The following is a 16,041-nucleotide window of genomic DNA, read 5'->3' on the forward strand; positions in this document are numbered from 1 at the left end:
GCCGGATTGAAGAAGTCGGTGCGGGTGACGTTCGTCTCGTCCTGCCGGATGCCGCCGATCAGCGCCAGCTGCTCGGTGATGTTGAGCTTGTTCTCCGCGAAGAAGGCATACTGGTTGGTGATGCTGCGATAGTCGACGACGGTCGGCGTATTGCTGAAATAGTTACCCGGAATCGGATTGAAAAGCGTGACTGTCGAGCTGCCGGTGGACGTCGATGATAGGAAATTCGCATCGCGGCCGAACTTGATGTGGTTGACATCGAAGCCGGTGACGAGCTGGTTTTCCAGGCCGAACACATGGCCGCGGAAGGTGGCGTCCATGCGGTCGCCGATCTGCTGCTGGGCCTGGTAGATTTCGGTGTTGTTGCCGTTGCGGTTCACGAGGCCGGACGCCGGGCTGTAGACGTAGCTCTCCGCGTTACGCCAGTGGCGATGGACATCCATATAATACAGCACATTGCGCACGGTCACGCCGTCGGTGACGTTCCACTCGGTGCGGATCTGGTTGAGATTGTCCTTGTAGTGAACGATGCCGTTGCTGAAATTGTAGTTGTTGAAGCGCGTCGCTTCGAGAATGCGGCCATTGACCAGCGGCGTGCCCCAATAATTCTGTGGCTGCACGTCGGCATAGTCGCTGAGGAAGGTCCAGGTGAGGTCTTCAGTCTGCTTGACCTGAATGGCGGCATGCACGGAGACATTGGAATTGTTGCCGCGATCCATCCAGCCATCCGAGAGATTGCCGGTGGCGGTGATGCGATAGGCGACCTTGTCATTGATGGCGCCGCCGCTATCGACGGCGATGCGCTTGGTCATGTTGGTGTCGAGCGACATCTCGGCCTGATTGACCGGCACCCAGGTCGGCAGTTTCGACACCACATTGATGGCGCCGCCGATGGCGCCCGAGCCGTACAGCACCGAGGCGGGGCCGCGCAGCACCTCGATGCGCTCGGCCGACCAGGTGTCATAAGGGAATGTCGCCGTGCCCTGGCCGACATAGAGCTGGGTGCCGTCATACATGGTCATGACGGAGCTGGAGCCAGTGAAGCCGCGTGCGCTGAAGGCGAGGCCGCCATTGCCGAGCGACGGATTGGCGGTGATGCCGACGGCATTCTGCGTCACGGCATCATTGATGTTCTGCTGGCCGCGCTCGGACATGGTCTGCGCGGAGATCACATCGACGCTGGCCGGCGTCTGCAGACGGGTGAGGCCGAGGCGGCTGGCGGTCGGCGCCGTACCGGTCAGATTGAGCGTCGGTGCTGCAAAGACCGGGCCGGTGGGCGTCGCGACAGGCGCGGCCGTCGTCGCGGCGACATTACGCTGCTGGCGCGAACGCGCGGCGCGGCTTGCATTGCCGGTGGTCGCACGGCGCGCGCGCTGCGGCTGGGCAGTGGGCTGCACGACGACGGGATCGAGGGTCTGACTCGGTTTCGTGTCCTGGGCATGGCCATCGGCGGACCACAGCAGGCAAGGCAATGCGACGGTGCAGAGAAGGAAACGGCGGCGCATCACTGCGACGGAGGAGACGGCGGTCATCAAAAAACTCGCGATAACGTGGCACGTCACCGCGAACCAAGGCGCCTTGCATCCATCACGAACGCAATTCGACTTCCACCAGGACACCCCGCCCAATGTGCTCGCGTGTGACCACGACTGACGGCAGGTCTCCTGGCTCGCGGGTCAATGCCTGTCGCCGCCTTCCCGGACCGAGGTCCAGTGGCTCTTGGCGAAGGCTCGCCGCTTACAGTTGCGGGGGCAGCCGCGGAATTGGCTCGCCTTGCGACCATGTCGCGCGAACCTCACCGCATTCCCTATTGGTCCCGAAGGAACCGTCGGGATCACGTTAGGGTGATGGTTACGAATGTGTCAACGCGCGCGCGGTTCGATGGCGCCTTTATGGCTGCCTGTGTGTGGATCATGCATCACTGCGCCCGATGCGTGAGGCATCAGACGATCTGGCCACGGCGTAAACGACGCATCGCGATGATTGCGATGATCGCGCTCACAAGCAGCAGTAGCGCGGCGCGCGATGCGATGCGCCACGAAGTTGTATCCGCCGCGGTCTCGCGCCATTGCCACACCGGCAATGCGGCCATCTCGGCGAGCGTTGTTGCTTGGTCTGTTGCGATCTTCGGCGCAAAGAAGGCGCGCCAGCCATTGTGGAAGGTTTCGGTCTGCGCCTTGAAGGCAAGGAAGCGGCGCGAGTCATTGCCGGCGACGAGGTTCAGCGCCTCGTTGACGAGGATGGCGGGCGACAGGAAGCCGATCGTATCGACCAGCTTCTGCTGTTCGAGCAACTGATGATCGAACTGGTTCAGCAGCGGCTCCACCTGCACATCGACGCGTTGCTTGGCGAGGAAGAACGCGCGCATGCGGGCGGGGACTTTGATGCGGCCGTCCTTCACCGTCAATGTCTCGGGATCGGAGGCATAGCGATAGTCGGTGCTGTACATGTCCTCGTATTCGCGCAGTGCATCCGCAGTGACGACGCGGGTGCGGCTGGCAAGCTCGGTGCGCGATGGGGCCGGGCTGATGGCACCGACCACGAGATTCATCACGATGGGCAGGATGAGGACGAGAAACGTCCAGCCGGAGATCATGATCAAGGCATTGGAGGAAGACGTGCGACCGAAGGCATTGACCAGCGCGGCGAGCGCGAACCAGAACAGCGTGTAGCTGGCGACGACCAGCGCCCACAGCGCCATGAAGAGCAGCGAGTCTGCCGTGCGGGTTTCGGGAAACAGCGTCAGCAGGACGAGCGGCGGCAGCGGCAGCAGGATCGCCAGCAGCGCGAGATAGCGCGCGCTGGCCTTGGCGGCGACCAACGTCGTCAGCGCCATCGGCTGCGCGAACAGCATGCGCAGCGTGCCTTGTTCGCGTTCGGCAGACAGCATGTTGAAGGATAGGCCGATCACCAGCAGCGGCAGCACGAAGGTGATGACGAAGGAGAGATCGAAATGGCCGCTGAGCAGATTCCACGGATTCTCGATCTCGGTGTCATACATGAACTGCACCTTGCTGAGATACGAGATGCGGTAATAATTCGGCACCATGTCGGACTGGCCGATCGCGAGTGCTGCCAGCGGCAGATTCGGCAGCGTGGTGTGGCGGCCGGCGAGGTTGCCGGCCAGCGCCGCGGGGTTGGCGGGATTGCCGAACGGGACCAGCGCTTGCTTGCCGTCCAGCACCGATTGCAGTGTCTTCTCGTTATTGGCTTGCCGCCTTTCGCTGTGCGCGGTCACCTCGGCGATCATCGCGCTGCGCTGCTGCGCCTGGGTGATGCCGACGAACAGCCCACCCAGTACCATCAACGCCAGCAAGATAGCGACGATCGGCAGCGTGCGATCGCGGGTGAGGATGGTGAGCTCGTGGCGGAAGATGAGCCAGAAGGTCGAGGCGGTGGTGTGCTGTGACATGTCAGGCCACGCGCTTCAGGCTGCGGGAGACGGCGAGATGCGCGAGCAAGGCGGCGGCAGCGAATATCGTGGCGAGCAGCAGCAGGTCGCGCCAATAACGCGCCGCTGCAAAACCGATGGTGGGCAGCCGGTATTTGAACTCCGGCACGGTGGCCCAAAGCCTGGCGCCGGCCTTGTAGCTGAAATGCGCATTGTCGAGCGTGTCGGCATGGGCGACGAGATCGTCGCTGACAATGTCCTGGATCTTGCGGCGCTGCAGTTCGGCGGCTGTGGAGAAATCGCGATGTTGCGCGAAATCCGTGCCGGCAAGGCCCATGGAAAAGCCGCGCAGCGTGATCACGGGGGCGATCAGGCCAACCCATTGCTGGAAACGCTGCTGGTGCTCGAATGTGTCCCATAATTTGCCGAATGTCTGGTCGAGCACGCCATAGCCGGCATGATCATCGACCTTCAGCGCCGCGCCCCATTTGCTGAGCGGCAGCGACGGATCCCATTGGGCATCGACATTGAAGGTGGATTTCCAGGCCTGACCTGCGGCTTCGGAAATGTCGTGCGAGAGATGATTGTTGAAATCCAGCCGTGATGGCGTGGGATAGACCACATTGGCGACTTCGGACGCCGTGCGCGGCGCGATCAAGGTGGCGGCGACCCAGAAGCCGAGCAGCAGCACCACAGCTGCGCGTGACGAGCGCACCAGTGCGGATACGGCGATGGTGAGGAAGACGAAGAAGCCGAGATAAAGGCCGTAGCCGGCGATCAGCCACATCATGCGATAGACGACATCGAGCCGCTCGGCCGAGGGCAGACGGCCGATGGCGACAATGGAGAAGGCGAGCCAGATCGGGATCACCAGCGCAAAAGCGCAGGCGGCGAGGGCCAGCGCCTTGCCGAGCAACAGGCTTCGCGCGGGCACACCGATGCTCAGCAATTGCCGCAACGTGCCGCGCTCGCGCTCGCCGCTGATGGCGTTGAAGCCGATGACGATGATCAGCAGCGGCACCAGCACCTGCACGATCCATGCGGGCGACAGTTGGCCGAAGCGCTGCAGCCCGGTGGCATCCTGCGCCGGCCGGAATTTCAGTTCGCTCTGGCGATGCGCCTGCAGCCAGACCGTGGAGCCGACAAAAGGCTCGATGCCGGGATCGAGCACCGCCAGCGGCGGTTCCGGCTTGAACACATGCATGCCCTGCTCGGCGGCATCATGCGGATGCCGTTCGCCCTGCTGCAGCCAGGCTTGATAATCGAGCGATTGCCCGGCGGCGCGCTCGTTATTGATCTGCGCTTGCCGGATCGATCCCGACGCCATGGCGACGATGGAGAGAATAATGATGAGTGCCGCGGCCCAGAGCATGCGGCCGTCGCGAATGATCTCGCGCAGATCCTTGCGGGCGATGGTGAGGATCACGTCAGGCTCTCATATGTTCGAGATAGAGCGCCTGCAGATCGGCGTGGCTGACATCGGCGCTGTTCAGCTCCTGCACCAGCTTGCCGCGCCGCATGATGCCGATGCGGGTGCCGGTCTGCTTGGCATGGAACAGGTCATGTGTCGTGGTCAGGATGGCGACGCCGTTGCGGCTGGCATTGACCAGCAGTTCGGAGAACTCGTTGGCGGCTGACGGGTCGAGCCCGGATGTCGGTTCATCGAGCAGCAATGCCTTGGCATTCTTCGCCAGCGCGATGGCGATGCCGACTTTCTGGCGCATGCCTTTCGAATAGGTGCCGACGCGATCATCCGCCGCCTGCAACGGCAGGCCGGCGGCTTGCAGCAATTCGAGCAGGCGCTCGCGCGGCAATTCTTCGCCAATAGCGAGGGTGGCGAAGAACGCGAGATTCTCCACGCCGGAGAGCTGGCCGTAGAGATTCACCTGTTCGGGAATGTAAGCCAGCAGTCGCTTGGTCTCCAGCGGCTGCGCAGTGACATCATGCTTGTCGATCAGCAGTTGCCCGGAGGTCGGCTGGATGAAATTGAGAAACAGGTTGATCAGCGTGGTCTTGCCGGCGCCATTGGCGCCGAGCAGGCAATAGATATCGCCGGGCTGCACATGGAGCGAGACGTCGTCGAGCGCGAGCTTGGCGCCGAACTGCTTCTTGACGGCTGTAGCTTCAAGCATGGAGCGCCGCGCTGACGCTGGATATGAGAGAGATCATCCGAAGGACTCGCGATAACGTGGCACGTCACCGCAAACCAAACCGTGTTGCCATTCGCAGCGAAGGCAATTCGGCTTCCATCAGGACACCCCGCCCGATGTGCTCGCGTGTGACCACGGCCGACGGCAGGTCTCCTGGCTCGCGGGTCAGGGCCTTCTGCCGCCTTCCCGGGTTTGTGGCCCAGTGGCATGTGGCAAAGGCTCGCCGCTTACAGTTGCGGGGGCAGCCGCGGAATTGGCTTGCGCAACAGACGCTGCACTGGCCTCACCGCATTCCCTATTGGTCCCGAAGGAACCGTCGCGGGGACAATTCGGTGAAATGACACCGGGAGTCAATGCCGCGCTGTTGCGGAAAATTCCGCTCGTCGCGTTTGGCCTCGACTGAAATTGGTGGGCACCCTTCGGTATTATCTTGATGAACAAGAAGTGGCTGTGTCGAGCCGAAAACGGCTTTGCCGGGCGGCTGTTGCGCTCGCTGCGGCAGCCTGTCACAGGGGCGTTGCGTAGTATCCCTAGATCGTCCTGCATCACCATCGCCGACTTCAGGAGAGCACAATGGCCATCCGCGTGTCCCGTCGCCGCTTCCTCACGACGGCTGCCGCAAGCGCGGGACTCTTGGCGATGCCACGTCTCAGCCGCGCGGCCGATCGACCGGTGGTGAGCCATGGTGTGCAGTCCGGCGATATCGGTTTCGACAGCGGCATGATCTGGTCGCGGGCGGATCGGCCGGCGCAGATGATGGTGGAGGTGGCGACCACCGAGTCTTTCAAACATGCGCGCGCTTTGCCGCCGGTAACGGTGCTGCCGGAAAGCGATTTCACGGCAAAACTGCTGCTGGAGAATCTGCCGGCAGGGCAGGACATCTTTTATCGCGTGCGGTTTCGCGATCTCGCGCATACGAGCGTGATCGGTGAGCCCGTGGTCGGGCGCTTCCGTACGGCGCCTGCGGACCGCCGCGATGTGTCATTCGTCTGGGGTGGTGATGTCGCGGGGCAGGGCTGGGGCATCAATGCGGAGGATGGCGGCATGGTCACCTTCGCCACCATGCGAAAACACAATCCGGATTTTCTGCTCCACAGCGGCGACACGATTTATGCCGACGGGCCGATGGTTGCAGAAGTGAAGTTGCCGGATGGCTCGCTCTGGAAGAACACCACGCTGGTGCCGGAGAAAGCCAAGGTCGCCGAAACGCTCGATGAATTCCGCGCGGCGCATAAATACAATCTGCTCGACGACAATGTCCGCGCCTTCAATGCACAGGTGCCGATCTTCGGCCAGTGGGACGATCACGAGGTCACCAATAACTGGTCGGCGTCGAAGCAGTTGCCCGCAGCGTATAAAGAGCGCGATGTGATGGTGCTGGCCGCGCGCGGTGCGCGGGCCTTTCATGAAATATATCCGGTGCGGGTCAATCCCGCCGAACCCGGCCGCGTCTATCGGGTGCTGAATTACGGCCCGCATCTCGATGTCTTCATGCTGGACGAGCGCAGCTATCGCGGGCCCAACGGGCCGAACCTGCAGGAGACCTATGGCCCCGATGCGCATTTCATCGGACCGGAGCAGCTGGCCTGGCTAAAGCGTGCGCTGATGGACTCGCGAGCAACCTGGAAGGTGATCGCTTCCGACATGCCGATCGGCATCGTGGTTTATGACAATGCCGCGACGAAGTCCGGTTCTGAGGCAATTGCGCAGGGGGACGGCCCGGCACGGGGGCGCGAGCTGGAAATCGCCGACCTGCTGCGTTTCATCAAGACGGCGGGGATCCGCAACACCGTCTGGTTCACGGCCGACGTGCACTACACGGCGGCGCATTATTACAATCCGGACAAGGCCCAGTTCCAGGATTTCGAGCCGTTCTGGGAGTTCGTCTCGGGCCCGTTCCATGCCGGCACCTTCGGGCCGGGCGGCATGGACAATACCTTTGGCCCCGAAGTCCGATACGTGAAGGCCCCCGGCGAGGGGAAGCAGAACCTGCCGCCGTCAGCCGGTATGCAGTTCTTCGGCCATGTCCGGATTGAGGGCGCGAGCGGCCAGATGACCGTCACTCTGCGAGATCGGGCCGATACGGCCCTTTGGAGCACAGTTCTGGACCCCAAAATGGGCTAATTTCGGGGGCAGATTCACATTGTTTTTCGGTCATTCCCGACTATATTGCGCCGCAACGCGCCCAAGTACCCGGCCTTTATCCATTGGCCGGGTTTGCTTTTGCAGGGATTGCCCAGCGCGTTTTCAGGCAGGATAGGGTTGGTCGCGCAACGAGTGCGCCGGGCTGACGTCTTGCAGAACCCGCTTCGGGCATCCGTTCGTCGAACCAGAAGAAGACACATGAAACTGCGCAACATCGCCATCATCGCACACGTCGACCACGGCAAGACCACCCTCGTCGACAAGCTCCTGCAGCAGTCGGGCACCTTCCGCGACAATCAGCGCGTTCAGGAACGCGCGATGGATAGCAACGACATCGAAAAAGAGCGTGGCATCACCATTCTCGCCAAGTGTACTTCGGTGCTGTGGGAAGACACCCAGATCAACATCGTCGACACCCCGGGCCACGCCGACTTCGGTGGCGAGGTCGAGCGCATCCTGTCGATGGTCGATGGCGTGATCGTTCTCGTCGACGCCGCTGAAGGCCCGATGCCGCAGACCAAGTTCGTGGTTGGCAAGGCGCTCAAGCTCGGCCTCCGCCCGATCGTCGCCATCAACAAGGTCGACCGTCAGGACGCCCGCATCGACGAAGTCGTCAATGAAGTGTTCGACCTGTTCGCAGCGCTCGATGCGACCGACGAGCAGCTCGACTTCCCGATCCTCTACGGGTCGGGCCGCAATGGCTGGATGGCCTCGAGCCCCGATGCCGCGCACGATGTCGGCATGAAGGCGCTGTTCGAGCTGGTGCTCAAGCATGTGCCGCCGCCGGTGGTGGAAGAAGGTCCGTTCCGCCTGCTCGGCACCATTCTGGAAGCCAACAACTTCCTCGGCCGCATCATCACCGGCCGCATCGCGTCGGGTTCGGTGAAGCCGAACCAGACCGTCAAGGTGCTGTCGCGCGACGGCAAGACCGTGGAAACCGGCCGTATCTCCAAGATCCTCGCCTTCCGCGGCCTCGAGCGCCAGCCGGTCGAGCTCGCCGAAGCCGGCGACATCGTTGCCATCGCGGGCCTGAGCAAGGGCACCGTGGCCGACACCTTCTGCGATCCCTCGGTTGAAATTCCGATCCAGGCCCAGGCGATCGATCCGCCGACCGTGTCGATGTCCTTCATCGTCAACAACTCGCCGCTCGCCGGCACCGAAGGCGACAAGGTCACCAGCCGCCTGATCCGCGACCGCCTGCTGCGCGAAGCCGAAGGCAATGTCGCGCTCAAGGTCGTTGAATCCGACGACAAGGACTCGATGATCGTGTCCGGCCGCGGCGAATTGCAGCTCGCCATCCTGATCGAGAACATGCGCCGCGAAGGTTTTGAGCTCAGCGTGTCGCGCCCGCGCGTCGTGCTGACCAAGGACGAGAACGGCAACACCCTCGAGCCGATCGAGGAAGTCGTGATCGACGTCGACGAGGAGTTCTCGGGCGTGGTCGTTCAGAAGATGAGCGAACGCAAGGCCGAGATGATCGAGATGCGTCCGTCCGGCGGCAATCGCCTGCGTCTGGTGTTCTATGCGCCGACCCGCGGCCTCATCGGCTATCAGGGCGAACTCATGACCGATACCAAGGGTACCGCGATCATGAACCGCCTGTTCCATGACTACCTGCCCTACAAGGGCGAGATCGCCGGCCGCCGCAATGGCGTGCTGATCTCGAATGACCAGGGCGAAGCGGTCGCTTACGCCATGTTCAAGCTGGAAGATCGTGGTCCGATGATGATCGAGCCGGGCTGGAAGGTCTATAAGGGCATGATCATCGGCGAGCACACCCGCGAGAACGATCTCGAACTCAACGTTCTCAAGGGCAAGCAGCTCTCCAACATCCGCACCACGTCGAAGGACGAAGCGGTGCGCCTGACCCCGCCGATCCGCATGACGCTGGAAAAGGCGCTGGCCTATATCGAGAGCGACGAGCTGGTCGAGATCACCCCGAAGTCGATCCGCCTGCGCAAGAAGTTCCTCGACGCCACCGACCGCAAGCGCGCCGAGAAGAGCAAGGAAGCCTTCGTTTAAGAGGCTTCGACGTTCTCTCTCCTGTTGCAAAATGCCCGGCAAAGGCCGGGCATTCTTGTTTGCGCATTCGGCTATTCCAGGCTTTGCATGTCATCACCCGCGAAAGCGGGTGATCCAGTAATTACCAGCCATGCGGTTCGATCACTGGCGTCAATGTGTACTGGATCGCCCGGTCAAGCCGGGCGATGACAGAGTGTGTGCTTCACGACGCCTTCGGCGCGCCCACCTGCTTCATCGGGTCGGCCTTCGCAAACGCCTCCATCGCCTCGCAGCGCGCGACGATCGCGGCAATGGTCGGTACATCCGGCAGCGGGATCTTGATCGCCTTCATGGTCGCCGTGATGCTGGCCAGGCAGATGTCGGCCATCGTCACCTGATCGCCATGGCAGAACGCGCCGGTGCCGGGCTCCTCCATCAGCCGTCGCTCCACCGCCTGCAGGCCCACCGTGAACCAGTGCACCAGCCAGCCGCGTAGTTTCGCGTCGTCAAACCCCCCGGTGGTCGTCAGATATTTTCGCACCCGCGGTGTGATCAACGGGTGCGTATCGGCGGCCAGCATATGCGCGATGGCCCGCACCCGCGCGCGGCCATGCGGATCGGCCGGCAGCAGCGGAGGTGCTGGATGCGTCTCGTCGATGAATTCGAGGATCGCCAGCGACTGCGTCAGCGGCGCGTGCCCCTTGTCAATGAAAGCCGGGATGGCGCCGAGCGGATTGATCTTCAGGAAGGCTTCGCTGAGATTCTCGCCCTTGTCGATATCGACCACATGCTCCTGCGCTTTCAGCCCTTTCAGGTTGAGCGCGACGCGGACGCGATAGGTCGCCGAGGTCCGCCAATAGCCATAGAGTTCATAGTCGGGTTGCTGGGTCATGATGTGTGCTCCGGAGGGCGTGACTTGCATAATTCAAGCAAGCCTCTATCCCGGTGTCACGACAATCCGGTGTGAATGACGCGATGAGCAGCAATCTCCCTTCCGAAGTCGATGTCGCCATCATCGGCGCCGGCGCCGCCGGCCTTGGCGCGGCGCGCACGCTGGAGAATTCCGGCCTGTCGGTCATCGTGCTCGAAGCCCGCGATCGCATCGGCGGCCGTGCGCATACCATTATGGCGGCGCCCGGCATTCCATTCGATCTCGGTTGTGAATGGCTGCACTCGGCCGACAGGAACGATTTTGTCGGCATCGCGAAACAGCTCGGATTCAAGGTCGACAGGAACCGTCCGCCCTGGCGCGAGCAGGCCTATGACGCCGCGTTCTCGAAGAAAGAGCGCGCCGAGTTCTATGCCGCGATGGATGACTTTTACGATCGCGCGGAAGAGGCCGCGGAAAATGACGACGATGCGCCGGCCGCGACCTGCCTCGAGCCGGGCAATCGCTGGAATCCGATGATCGACGCGATCTCGACCTATATCAACGGTTTCGAACTCAAGGACGTGTCGCTGCACGACATGGACTCTTATGAGGACACCGAGGTGAACTGGCGCCTGCCCGATGGCTATGGCGCGCTGATCGCCGCCTATGGTGCGCCGTGCCCGGTGGCGCTGAGCACGGAAGTGACGGTCATCGATCACTCGGGATCGCGTGTGAAGATCGAGACCTCGCGCGGCACGGTGAGCGCGGCGAAGGTGATCATCTGCGTGCCGACCAATCTCCTCGCGAATGAGAACATCCGCTTCCATCCGCCATTGCCGGAGAAAGTCGAAGCTGCGGCCGGCCTGCCGCTTGGCGCAGACAACAAGGTGATGCTGGCGCTTGCTGATGCAGACAAATGGCCCGCTGATGTCGGTTTGCGTGGCGCGGCTATTCGCACTGGCATCGGCAGCTTTCACCTGCGGCCGTCCGGCCTGCCTTGCATTGCCGGCTTCTACGGCGGCACATTCGCGCGTGAGCTGGAAGATGCGGGCGAGGGCGCGCTGGCGGCACAAAGTATCGATGAAATCGTTGCATTGCTCGGCTCGGATATCCGCGTCAAACTGACGCCGCTGGCGGAGAGCCGCTGGTGCCATGATCGCTTTGCGCAGGGCGCTTATTCAGCTGCCAGGCCCGGCCATGCGGAGTCGCGAGCGGTGCTTGCCAAGCCGGTGAATGATCGCCTGTTTTTCGCAGGTGAGGCGACATCGCCGAATTTCTTCTCGACGGCCCATGGCGCGCGCGCGAGTGGCGAGCGTGCAGCGAAGGAAGTGATGAACGCGAAGCCGTAGGATGGGTTGAGCGCAGCGATACCCATCACCGCAGGCTCGGCGCTTGTGGTGATGGGTATCGCTGCGCTCAACCCATCCTACGATTCGATCACACGTTCGCGCAGCGACGCATCCGGCACCATGCAGGCCTCGCTGCGGCCGAAAATGCGATAGCGGTTTCTGGCGATGAGGTTGTAGACGGGATTGCGGAGTGCCGCCGGCACGGCAAACAGCGCGCGCACCCAATTCCATCCCGGCAGCTGCGATAGCACCGTCAGTGCCGCGTCTGACTTGAAGTAAGCGGCACCGCCATGGATCACCGCATTGGTGTCGGGATCGGCCGGATCGATTCCGAAATGTCGTGCGAGCCGTGTGCCGTAGTCGGACTGGATCGGCGTGAAGCGAAAGCGCTTCGCAACGTCGCGTTTTGCCACGAAGCGCACCCAACTCGAGCAGAAGATGCACACGCCGTCATAGAGAATGATGTCGTCGTCCGGCCATGCTGGCACCATCACATTCACCTGTTGTCGAGCGTCATCAAGGCCGCCAGCATCAGGATGATCGCGGGACCGGTTTTCACCAGCGCACCCAGCGGCTCGATCCAGAGATCCGGCGTCAGCACTGCTGCACCGAACATATAGCCGAGCGACGCGAGGATACCCCAGATCAATCCGATCGAGCTCGTGCGGCGGAGTGCGATCAAGGCGCCTGTCGCCATGTCCATTAGGCTCGTGCCCACGGTGATCGGCCCAACCAAAGCGGTCGGAAAATGATGGGCGGAAAGAATGCCGGCGGCTGCGTCATAGGAGATGAACAGCGCGATGAAGCCGGAGGCGATCCAGAACAGCACTAGGCTGACAAAGATCACCGGCTTGAGCAGGAATAGGCGCGCGAACCATTTGTCCTGGATTGTGGCCGAGCGTCGATTGACCATCTGCGCCAGGGTCTGCGGCACGATGCCGGTGGCAGCAATCCACGGAGCGGGATCGCCGGTAACGCCGCGGCGCAGTTCTGCGATCGCCGTGCTGCGCACCGGTGGCGTCCAGCCGAGGCGCGCTGTGGCATCACCGAGCTTCGCGCCGAGATCGAGCAGGAAGCCCGGCAACCGAATGCGCGTGCTACGATCGGTTCCATAGAAGGTGCGATAGCAATCGACGACAGCGCCAAGCGTCACCGGCTCCGGTTGCATCAAGTCCCAGACATGATGGGTGTGATCGCCGTGTTCGCAAAGCCAGGCGATCGTGCCTGCGATGTCGTCCACCGCTACCGGCTGGAATTGTCGGCTGGCGAGGTCTGATGGCAGATCAGCAACGGGCAGCGCCGCGAGCGCGCGAACAACGGCGCTGCCGCCATAGGCCGCTGGCGCGATCACAAAGCCCGGTCGCAATATCGTGCTGCCGATGCCGGCCTCTGCGATCAGGCGTTCGGCATCACGCTTGGTCTTGCTGAAGGCCGTGTGGTCGCTATCGGCTGCGCTGGGAATCGAGATGTGAACGAACTGGATTGGCTGCGCGGCGGCGTTGATCGCCGCCAGCAGTTTTGCGGTGAAGTCGCGATGAACGGCCATCGTGTCCATGCCGGGGCCGTCCTGAAGCACGCCGAGACAGTTGATCACCATCTGGATCTTGCGGTCTAGCATTAGGTGCGTGAGTTGATCTGCCGTCATCGTCATGATCGGCATTTCAATGTCGTCGGCGCTGGTCCGTTGCGACGCAACGTAGCGTCGCGCGATGGCCGTTACGGTGAAGCCGCGCAGCCGCAGGTCTTCGGCGACATAGCGGCCGATCAGGCCGGAGCCGCCGAGCAAAAGAATGTTCTGGCATCGCGGCGGCATGGCGTGTCCTTCAGAAGGAGGGCTTCGCGATCATCAGCCAGAGAATGGCGACCACCACACCGAAACCGGGAAACCCAAACCAGAACCAGCGGCGAAACAGGATGTGATAGCGCGGCGGCAGTGGTGCGCGATCAGCCACAGCCTGAAGGGCGAGGTTGCGCATCTCGATCTGCATGAACACGACGGGCAGCCAGAACAGGCCGGCCACCGCATAGAGAATGAGCGAGACAACGATCCACGGCTCGTCGGTGGTGGTCGAGGACATCTGCATCAGGAAGCCGCCGGTGAAAGGCTGCAGGATCACGGCGGTGGTGGTGAACAGCAGATCGGCGACGACGACGATGCCGGCGGTCGCGGCAATGAAGGCGGCATTGCCGGAGCGATGCGCCATCAGCATGAAGAAGGCGATGCCGGCGCCTGTGCCCAGAATCACGATGGCGCCGAGAATGTGCAGGAACTTCAAAATGAAATAGGCGGTCATCGCATGCTCGACGGGGCCAAACGGGTATCCGGCTCTGCCTAGCACGGCGCCGCTGGCGGACAAGTGTAGTGCGCGCGAATCAGATGGTCGAGACGGGGACGACAACACATGCGTGTAGATGAATCGCTGGGCGCGCATTCGAAGGTGTGGCGGTGGAAAAATCGGTCGGTCATTGGCCCATCCCGCACCGATCTGTCTTTTTCCGGGACAGATTTTCACGGAACTGATGCAAAAATTCCACACGTTAACTGATAATTAACGATGCTCTTGAAGCCGGCGCGATGCGCTGCTTTGATCACATCCATGAGCACAACCCTGATCGAAGTTCGGCCGGCCAGGACCGCGGATGCGGTTGAGGTGGCGTCCACCCATGACGAAGCCTGGCGCGCGGCCTATCAGGGCCTGATTCCCGGCCCGGAACTCGACAAGCTCATCAATCGCCGCGGCGCGCAGTGGTGGGATTCGGCGATCCGCAAGGGCAGCCGCGTCAGCGTGCTGTGCTTCGGCGACAAGGTGGCCGGTTACGCCAATTACGGCCGCAACCGTGCCCGCAGCCTGCAGTTCGAAGGCGAGATCTACGAGCTTTATCTGCGCCCGGAATTCCAGGGCCTCGGTTTCGGCCGCCGCCTGTTCGCCTCGGCCAAGCGCGACCTGATGCAGAGCGGGCTGAAGAATCTCGTGATCTGGGCGCTGTCCGACAATGAAGGCGCCACGGAATTCTACCGCGCGCTGGGTGGCCGCATGGTGGCCCGCTCCTCGGAGCGATTCGGCGCCAAGTCGCTCGACAAGGTGGCTTTCGCCTGGAACGCGTGAGGCGTTTCCAGCCCTCAAGGTGAGGAGGCGCGAAGCGCCGTCTCGAACCATGAGATCGCCTGGCTCTGAGTTCTTGGGCCATCCCTTGCGAATGGCTACGCCATTCGCTGGGAGACGCGCGCAAGAGCGCGCTCCTCAGGATGAGGGCGGAGTTGGGGCACCGCCCGTAGGTATTCCCGCTAAGCCATTCACCAATCGCGCAATTTCGCGCGGTTAGGCGTTGAATCCAACGCCCCGCTCCGCTACCTCTCGCGCATCAGTCACGCGAATTCCGGAGCTTTCGATGCGTCTTGACGCGATCCCGCTCGGTGCCAAGGCGCCGCATGAAGTGAATGTCGTCATCGAAGTGGCGGTCGGCGGCGAGCCGATCAAATACGAGATGGACAAGGCCTCCGGCGCGCTGTTCGTCGATCGCTTCCTCTACACGCCGATGCGCTACCCCGGCAATTACGGCTTCATCCCGCACACGCTCTCCGGCGACGGCGATCCGTGCGACGTGCTGGTCGCCAACACCCGCGCCATCGTGCCGGGTGCCGTGATGGCCTGCCGTCCGGTCGGGGTGCTGCTGATGGAAGACGAAGGCGGTCTCGATGAGAAGATCATCGCGGTGCCGACCTCGAAGCTCACCCAGCGCTACGACAAGGTGAAGAACTACAGCGACCTGCCGCAGATCACGCTGGACCAGATCCAGCACTTTTTCGAGCACTATAAAGACCTCGAGCCCGGCAAATGGGTCAAGGTGGTGCGCTGGGCTGATGCAGCGGAAGCGCATAAGCTGATCCAGGAAGGCATCGAGCGCGCGAAGGCCGAAAAGAAGTAAGGGCTGATCGGCGCGCGGTGCAGGGAGAGTTTCCGATGCGCCGCATGCTGATCTGGCTTCGCAACATCATCCTCGCCGCGGTCGCCATTATTGTGGTGCTCGCGGCGGTGGTTTTTGTGAATACGTTCCGGCAGGGCTCGCGGCAGATTGTCGTGGCGCCGGCGCCGAAAGTGGCGGTGGACGAACAGGCCGCGGCTCCAAGGCTCG

General features: G+C 62.5%; 13 protein-coding genes and 2 riboswitches. Of the genes, 5 read left to right on the forward strand and 8 right to left on the reverse strand.

The annotated features are described in order from the left end of the window. The 4 genes from ACIQ2A_RS22195 to ACIQ2A_RS22210 form a co-directional block, all read right to left on the reverse strand. Nucleotides 1-1,532: TonB-dependent receptor (locus tag ACIQ2A_RS22195; RefSeq protein ID WP_398483452.1), on the reverse strand; the 1,532-nt coding region annotated here is incomplete at its 3' end. Nucleotides 1,533-1,636: 104 nt separating this feature from the next. Continuing rightward, a riboswitch (cobalamin riboswitch) is annotated at nucleotides 1,637-1,845 on the reverse strand. Nucleotides 1,846-1,942: 97 nt separating this feature from the next. Beyond that, the gene (locus tag ACIQ2A_RS22200) at nucleotides 1,943-3,412 is read right to left on the reverse strand and encodes an ABC transporter permease subunit (RefSeq protein ID WP_398483454.1); all 1,470 of its coding nucleotides are present in this window, start codon (nucleotides 3,410-3,412) and stop codon (nucleotides 1,943-1,945) included. 1 nt (nucleotide 3,413) lies between these two features. Then, entirely contained in the window at nucleotides 3,414-4,817 is a 1,404-nt protein-coding gene (locus tag ACIQ2A_RS22205) for an ABC transporter permease subunit (RefSeq protein ID WP_398483456.1), read from the reverse strand. A gap of 1 nt (nucleotide 4,818) precedes the next feature. After that, nucleotides 4,819-5,523, reverse strand: coding sequence for an ABC transporter ATP-binding protein (locus ACIQ2A_RS22210; RefSeq protein WP_398483458.1), 705 nt, complete (start codon nucleotides 5,521-5,523; stop codon nucleotides 4,819-4,821). 143 nt (nucleotides 5,524-5,666) lie between these two features. Beyond that, nucleotides 5,667-5,874, reverse strand: a riboswitch (cobalamin riboswitch). A gap of 240 nt (nucleotides 5,875-6,114) precedes the next feature. Between ACIQ2A_RS22210 and ACIQ2A_RS22215 the strand changes: the two genes are divergently transcribed. Together ACIQ2A_RS22215 and typA are read left to right on the forward strand one after the other, a co-directional pair. Continuing rightward, nucleotides 6,115-7,665: an alkaline phosphatase D family protein gene (locus ACIQ2A_RS22215; RefSeq protein WP_398483460.1), complete on the forward strand. Its 1,551-nt coding sequence runs from the start codon at nucleotides 6,115-6,117 to the stop codon at nucleotides 7,663-7,665. A gap of 219 nt (nucleotides 7,666-7,884) precedes the next feature. Next, nucleotides 7,885-9,708, forward strand: coding sequence for a translational GTPase TypA (typA, locus tag ACIQ2A_RS22220; protein ID WP_398483462.1), 1,824 nt, complete (start codon nucleotides 7,885-7,887; stop codon nucleotides 9,706-9,708). Between the two features lie 202 nt (nucleotides 9,709-9,910). On the opposite strand, the gene maiA is transcribed toward typA, so the two are convergent. Further along, nucleotides 9,911-10,579 (reverse strand): maleylacetoacetate isomerase, encoded by a 669-nt coding sequence (gene maiA / locus ACIQ2A_RS22225; protein WP_398483465.1) that lies wholly within the window; start codon nucleotides 10,577-10,579, stop codon nucleotides 9,911-9,913. A gap of 83 nt (nucleotides 10,580-10,662) precedes the next feature. Here maiA and ACIQ2A_RS22230 point away from each other — a divergent pair, with 83 nt between their 5' ends. Beyond that, entirely contained in the window at nucleotides 10,663-11,907 is a 1,245-nt protein-coding gene (locus ACIQ2A_RS22230) for a flavin monoamine oxidase family protein (RefSeq protein ID WP_398483467.1), read from the forward strand. 77 nt (nucleotides 11,908-11,984) lie between these two features. Here ACIQ2A_RS22230 and ACIQ2A_RS22235 read toward each other — a convergent pair whose 3' ends face one another. Genes ACIQ2A_RS22235 through ACIQ2A_RS22245 form a run of 3 tightly spaced genes read right to left on the reverse strand, consistent with a single transcriptional unit; the run spans nucleotide 11,985 to nucleotide 14,201 of the window. After that, a complete protein-coding gene (locus ACIQ2A_RS22235) occupies nucleotides 11,985-12,395 on the reverse strand; it encodes a thiol-disulfide oxidoreductase DCC family protein (RefSeq protein ID WP_398483478.1) in 411 nt (136 codons plus the stop codon). 8 nt (nucleotides 12,396-12,403) lie between these two features. After that, nucleotides 12,404-13,720 (reverse strand): SDR family oxidoreductase, encoded by a 1,317-nt coding sequence (locus tag ACIQ2A_RS22240; protein WP_398483469.1) that lies wholly within the window; start codon nucleotides 13,718-13,720, stop codon nucleotides 12,404-12,406. A 10-nt stretch (nucleotides 13,721-13,730) separates the two neighbouring features. Beyond that, the gene (locus ACIQ2A_RS22245; RefSeq protein WP_398483471.1) at nucleotides 13,731-14,201 is read right to left on the reverse strand and encodes a DUF2269 family protein; all 471 of its coding nucleotides are present in this window, start codon (nucleotides 14,199-14,201) and stop codon (nucleotides 13,731-13,733) included. 303 nt (nucleotides 14,202-14,504) lie between these two features. Here ACIQ2A_RS22245 and ACIQ2A_RS22250 point away from each other — a divergent pair, with 303 nt between their 5' ends. Both ACIQ2A_RS22250 and ppa read left to right on the forward strand, forming a co-directional pair. Next, the gene (locus ACIQ2A_RS22250) at nucleotides 14,505-15,014 is read left to right on the forward strand and encodes a GNAT family N-acetyltransferase (protein WP_398483474.1); all 510 of its coding nucleotides are present in this window, start codon (nucleotides 14,505-14,507) and stop codon (nucleotides 15,012-15,014) included. A gap of 283 nt (nucleotides 15,015-15,297) precedes the next feature. Beyond that, on the forward strand, nucleotides 15,298-15,834 hold the full coding sequence (gene ppa / locus ACIQ2A_RS22255) for an inorganic diphosphatase (protein WP_398483476.1): 537 nt from the start codon (nucleotides 15,298-15,300) through the stop codon (nucleotides 15,832-15,834). Nucleotides 15,835-16,041 lie beyond the last annotated feature (207 nt).

The organism is Tardiphaga sp., assembly GCF_044336785.1.
Classification (GTDB): Bacteria; Pseudomonadota; Alphaproteobacteria; order Rhizobiales; family Xanthobacteraceae; genus Tardiphaga.

Bases quoted from the DNA above. Each gene is read 5' to 3' on its own strand.
- ACIQ2A_RS22240 (WP_398483469.1), bottom strand. From the start codon at position 13,720: ATGCCGCCGCGATGCCAGAACATTCTTTTGCTCGGCGGCTCCGGCCTG.
- typA (WP_398483462.1), top strand. From the start codon at position 7,885: ATGAAACTGCGCAACATCGCCATCATCGCACACGTCGACCACGGCAAG.
- ACIQ2A_RS22245 (WP_398483471.1), bottom strand. From the start codon at position 14,201: ATGACCGCCTATTTCATTTTGAAGTTCCTGCACATTCTCGGCGCCATC.
- ACIQ2A_RS22215 (WP_398483460.1), top strand. From the start codon at position 6,115: ATGGCCATCCGCGTGTCCCGTCGCCGCTTCCTCACGACGGCTGCCGCA.
- ACIQ2A_RS22250 (WP_398483474.1), top strand. From the start codon at position 14,505: ATGAGCACAACCCTGATCGAAGTTCGGCCGGCCAGGACCGCGGATGCG.
- ACIQ2A_RS22200 (WP_398483454.1), bottom strand. From the start codon at position 3,412: ATGTCACAGCACACCACCGCCTCGACCTTCTGGCTCATCTTCCGCCAC.
- ppa (WP_398483476.1), top strand. From the start codon at position 15,298: ATGCGTCTTGACGCGATCCCGCTCGGTGCCAAGGCGCCGCATGAAGTG.
- ACIQ2A_RS22210 (WP_398483458.1), bottom strand. From the start codon at position 5,523: ATGCTTGAAGCTACAGCCGTCAAGAAGCAGTTCGGCGCCAAGCTCGCG.
- maiA (WP_398483465.1), bottom strand. From the start codon at position 10,579: ATGACCCAGCAACCCGACTATGAACTCTATGGCTATTGGCGGACCTCG.
- ACIQ2A_RS22230 (WP_398483467.1), top strand. From the start codon at position 10,663: ATGAGCAGCAATCTCCCTTCCGAAGTCGATGTCGCCATCATCGGCGCC.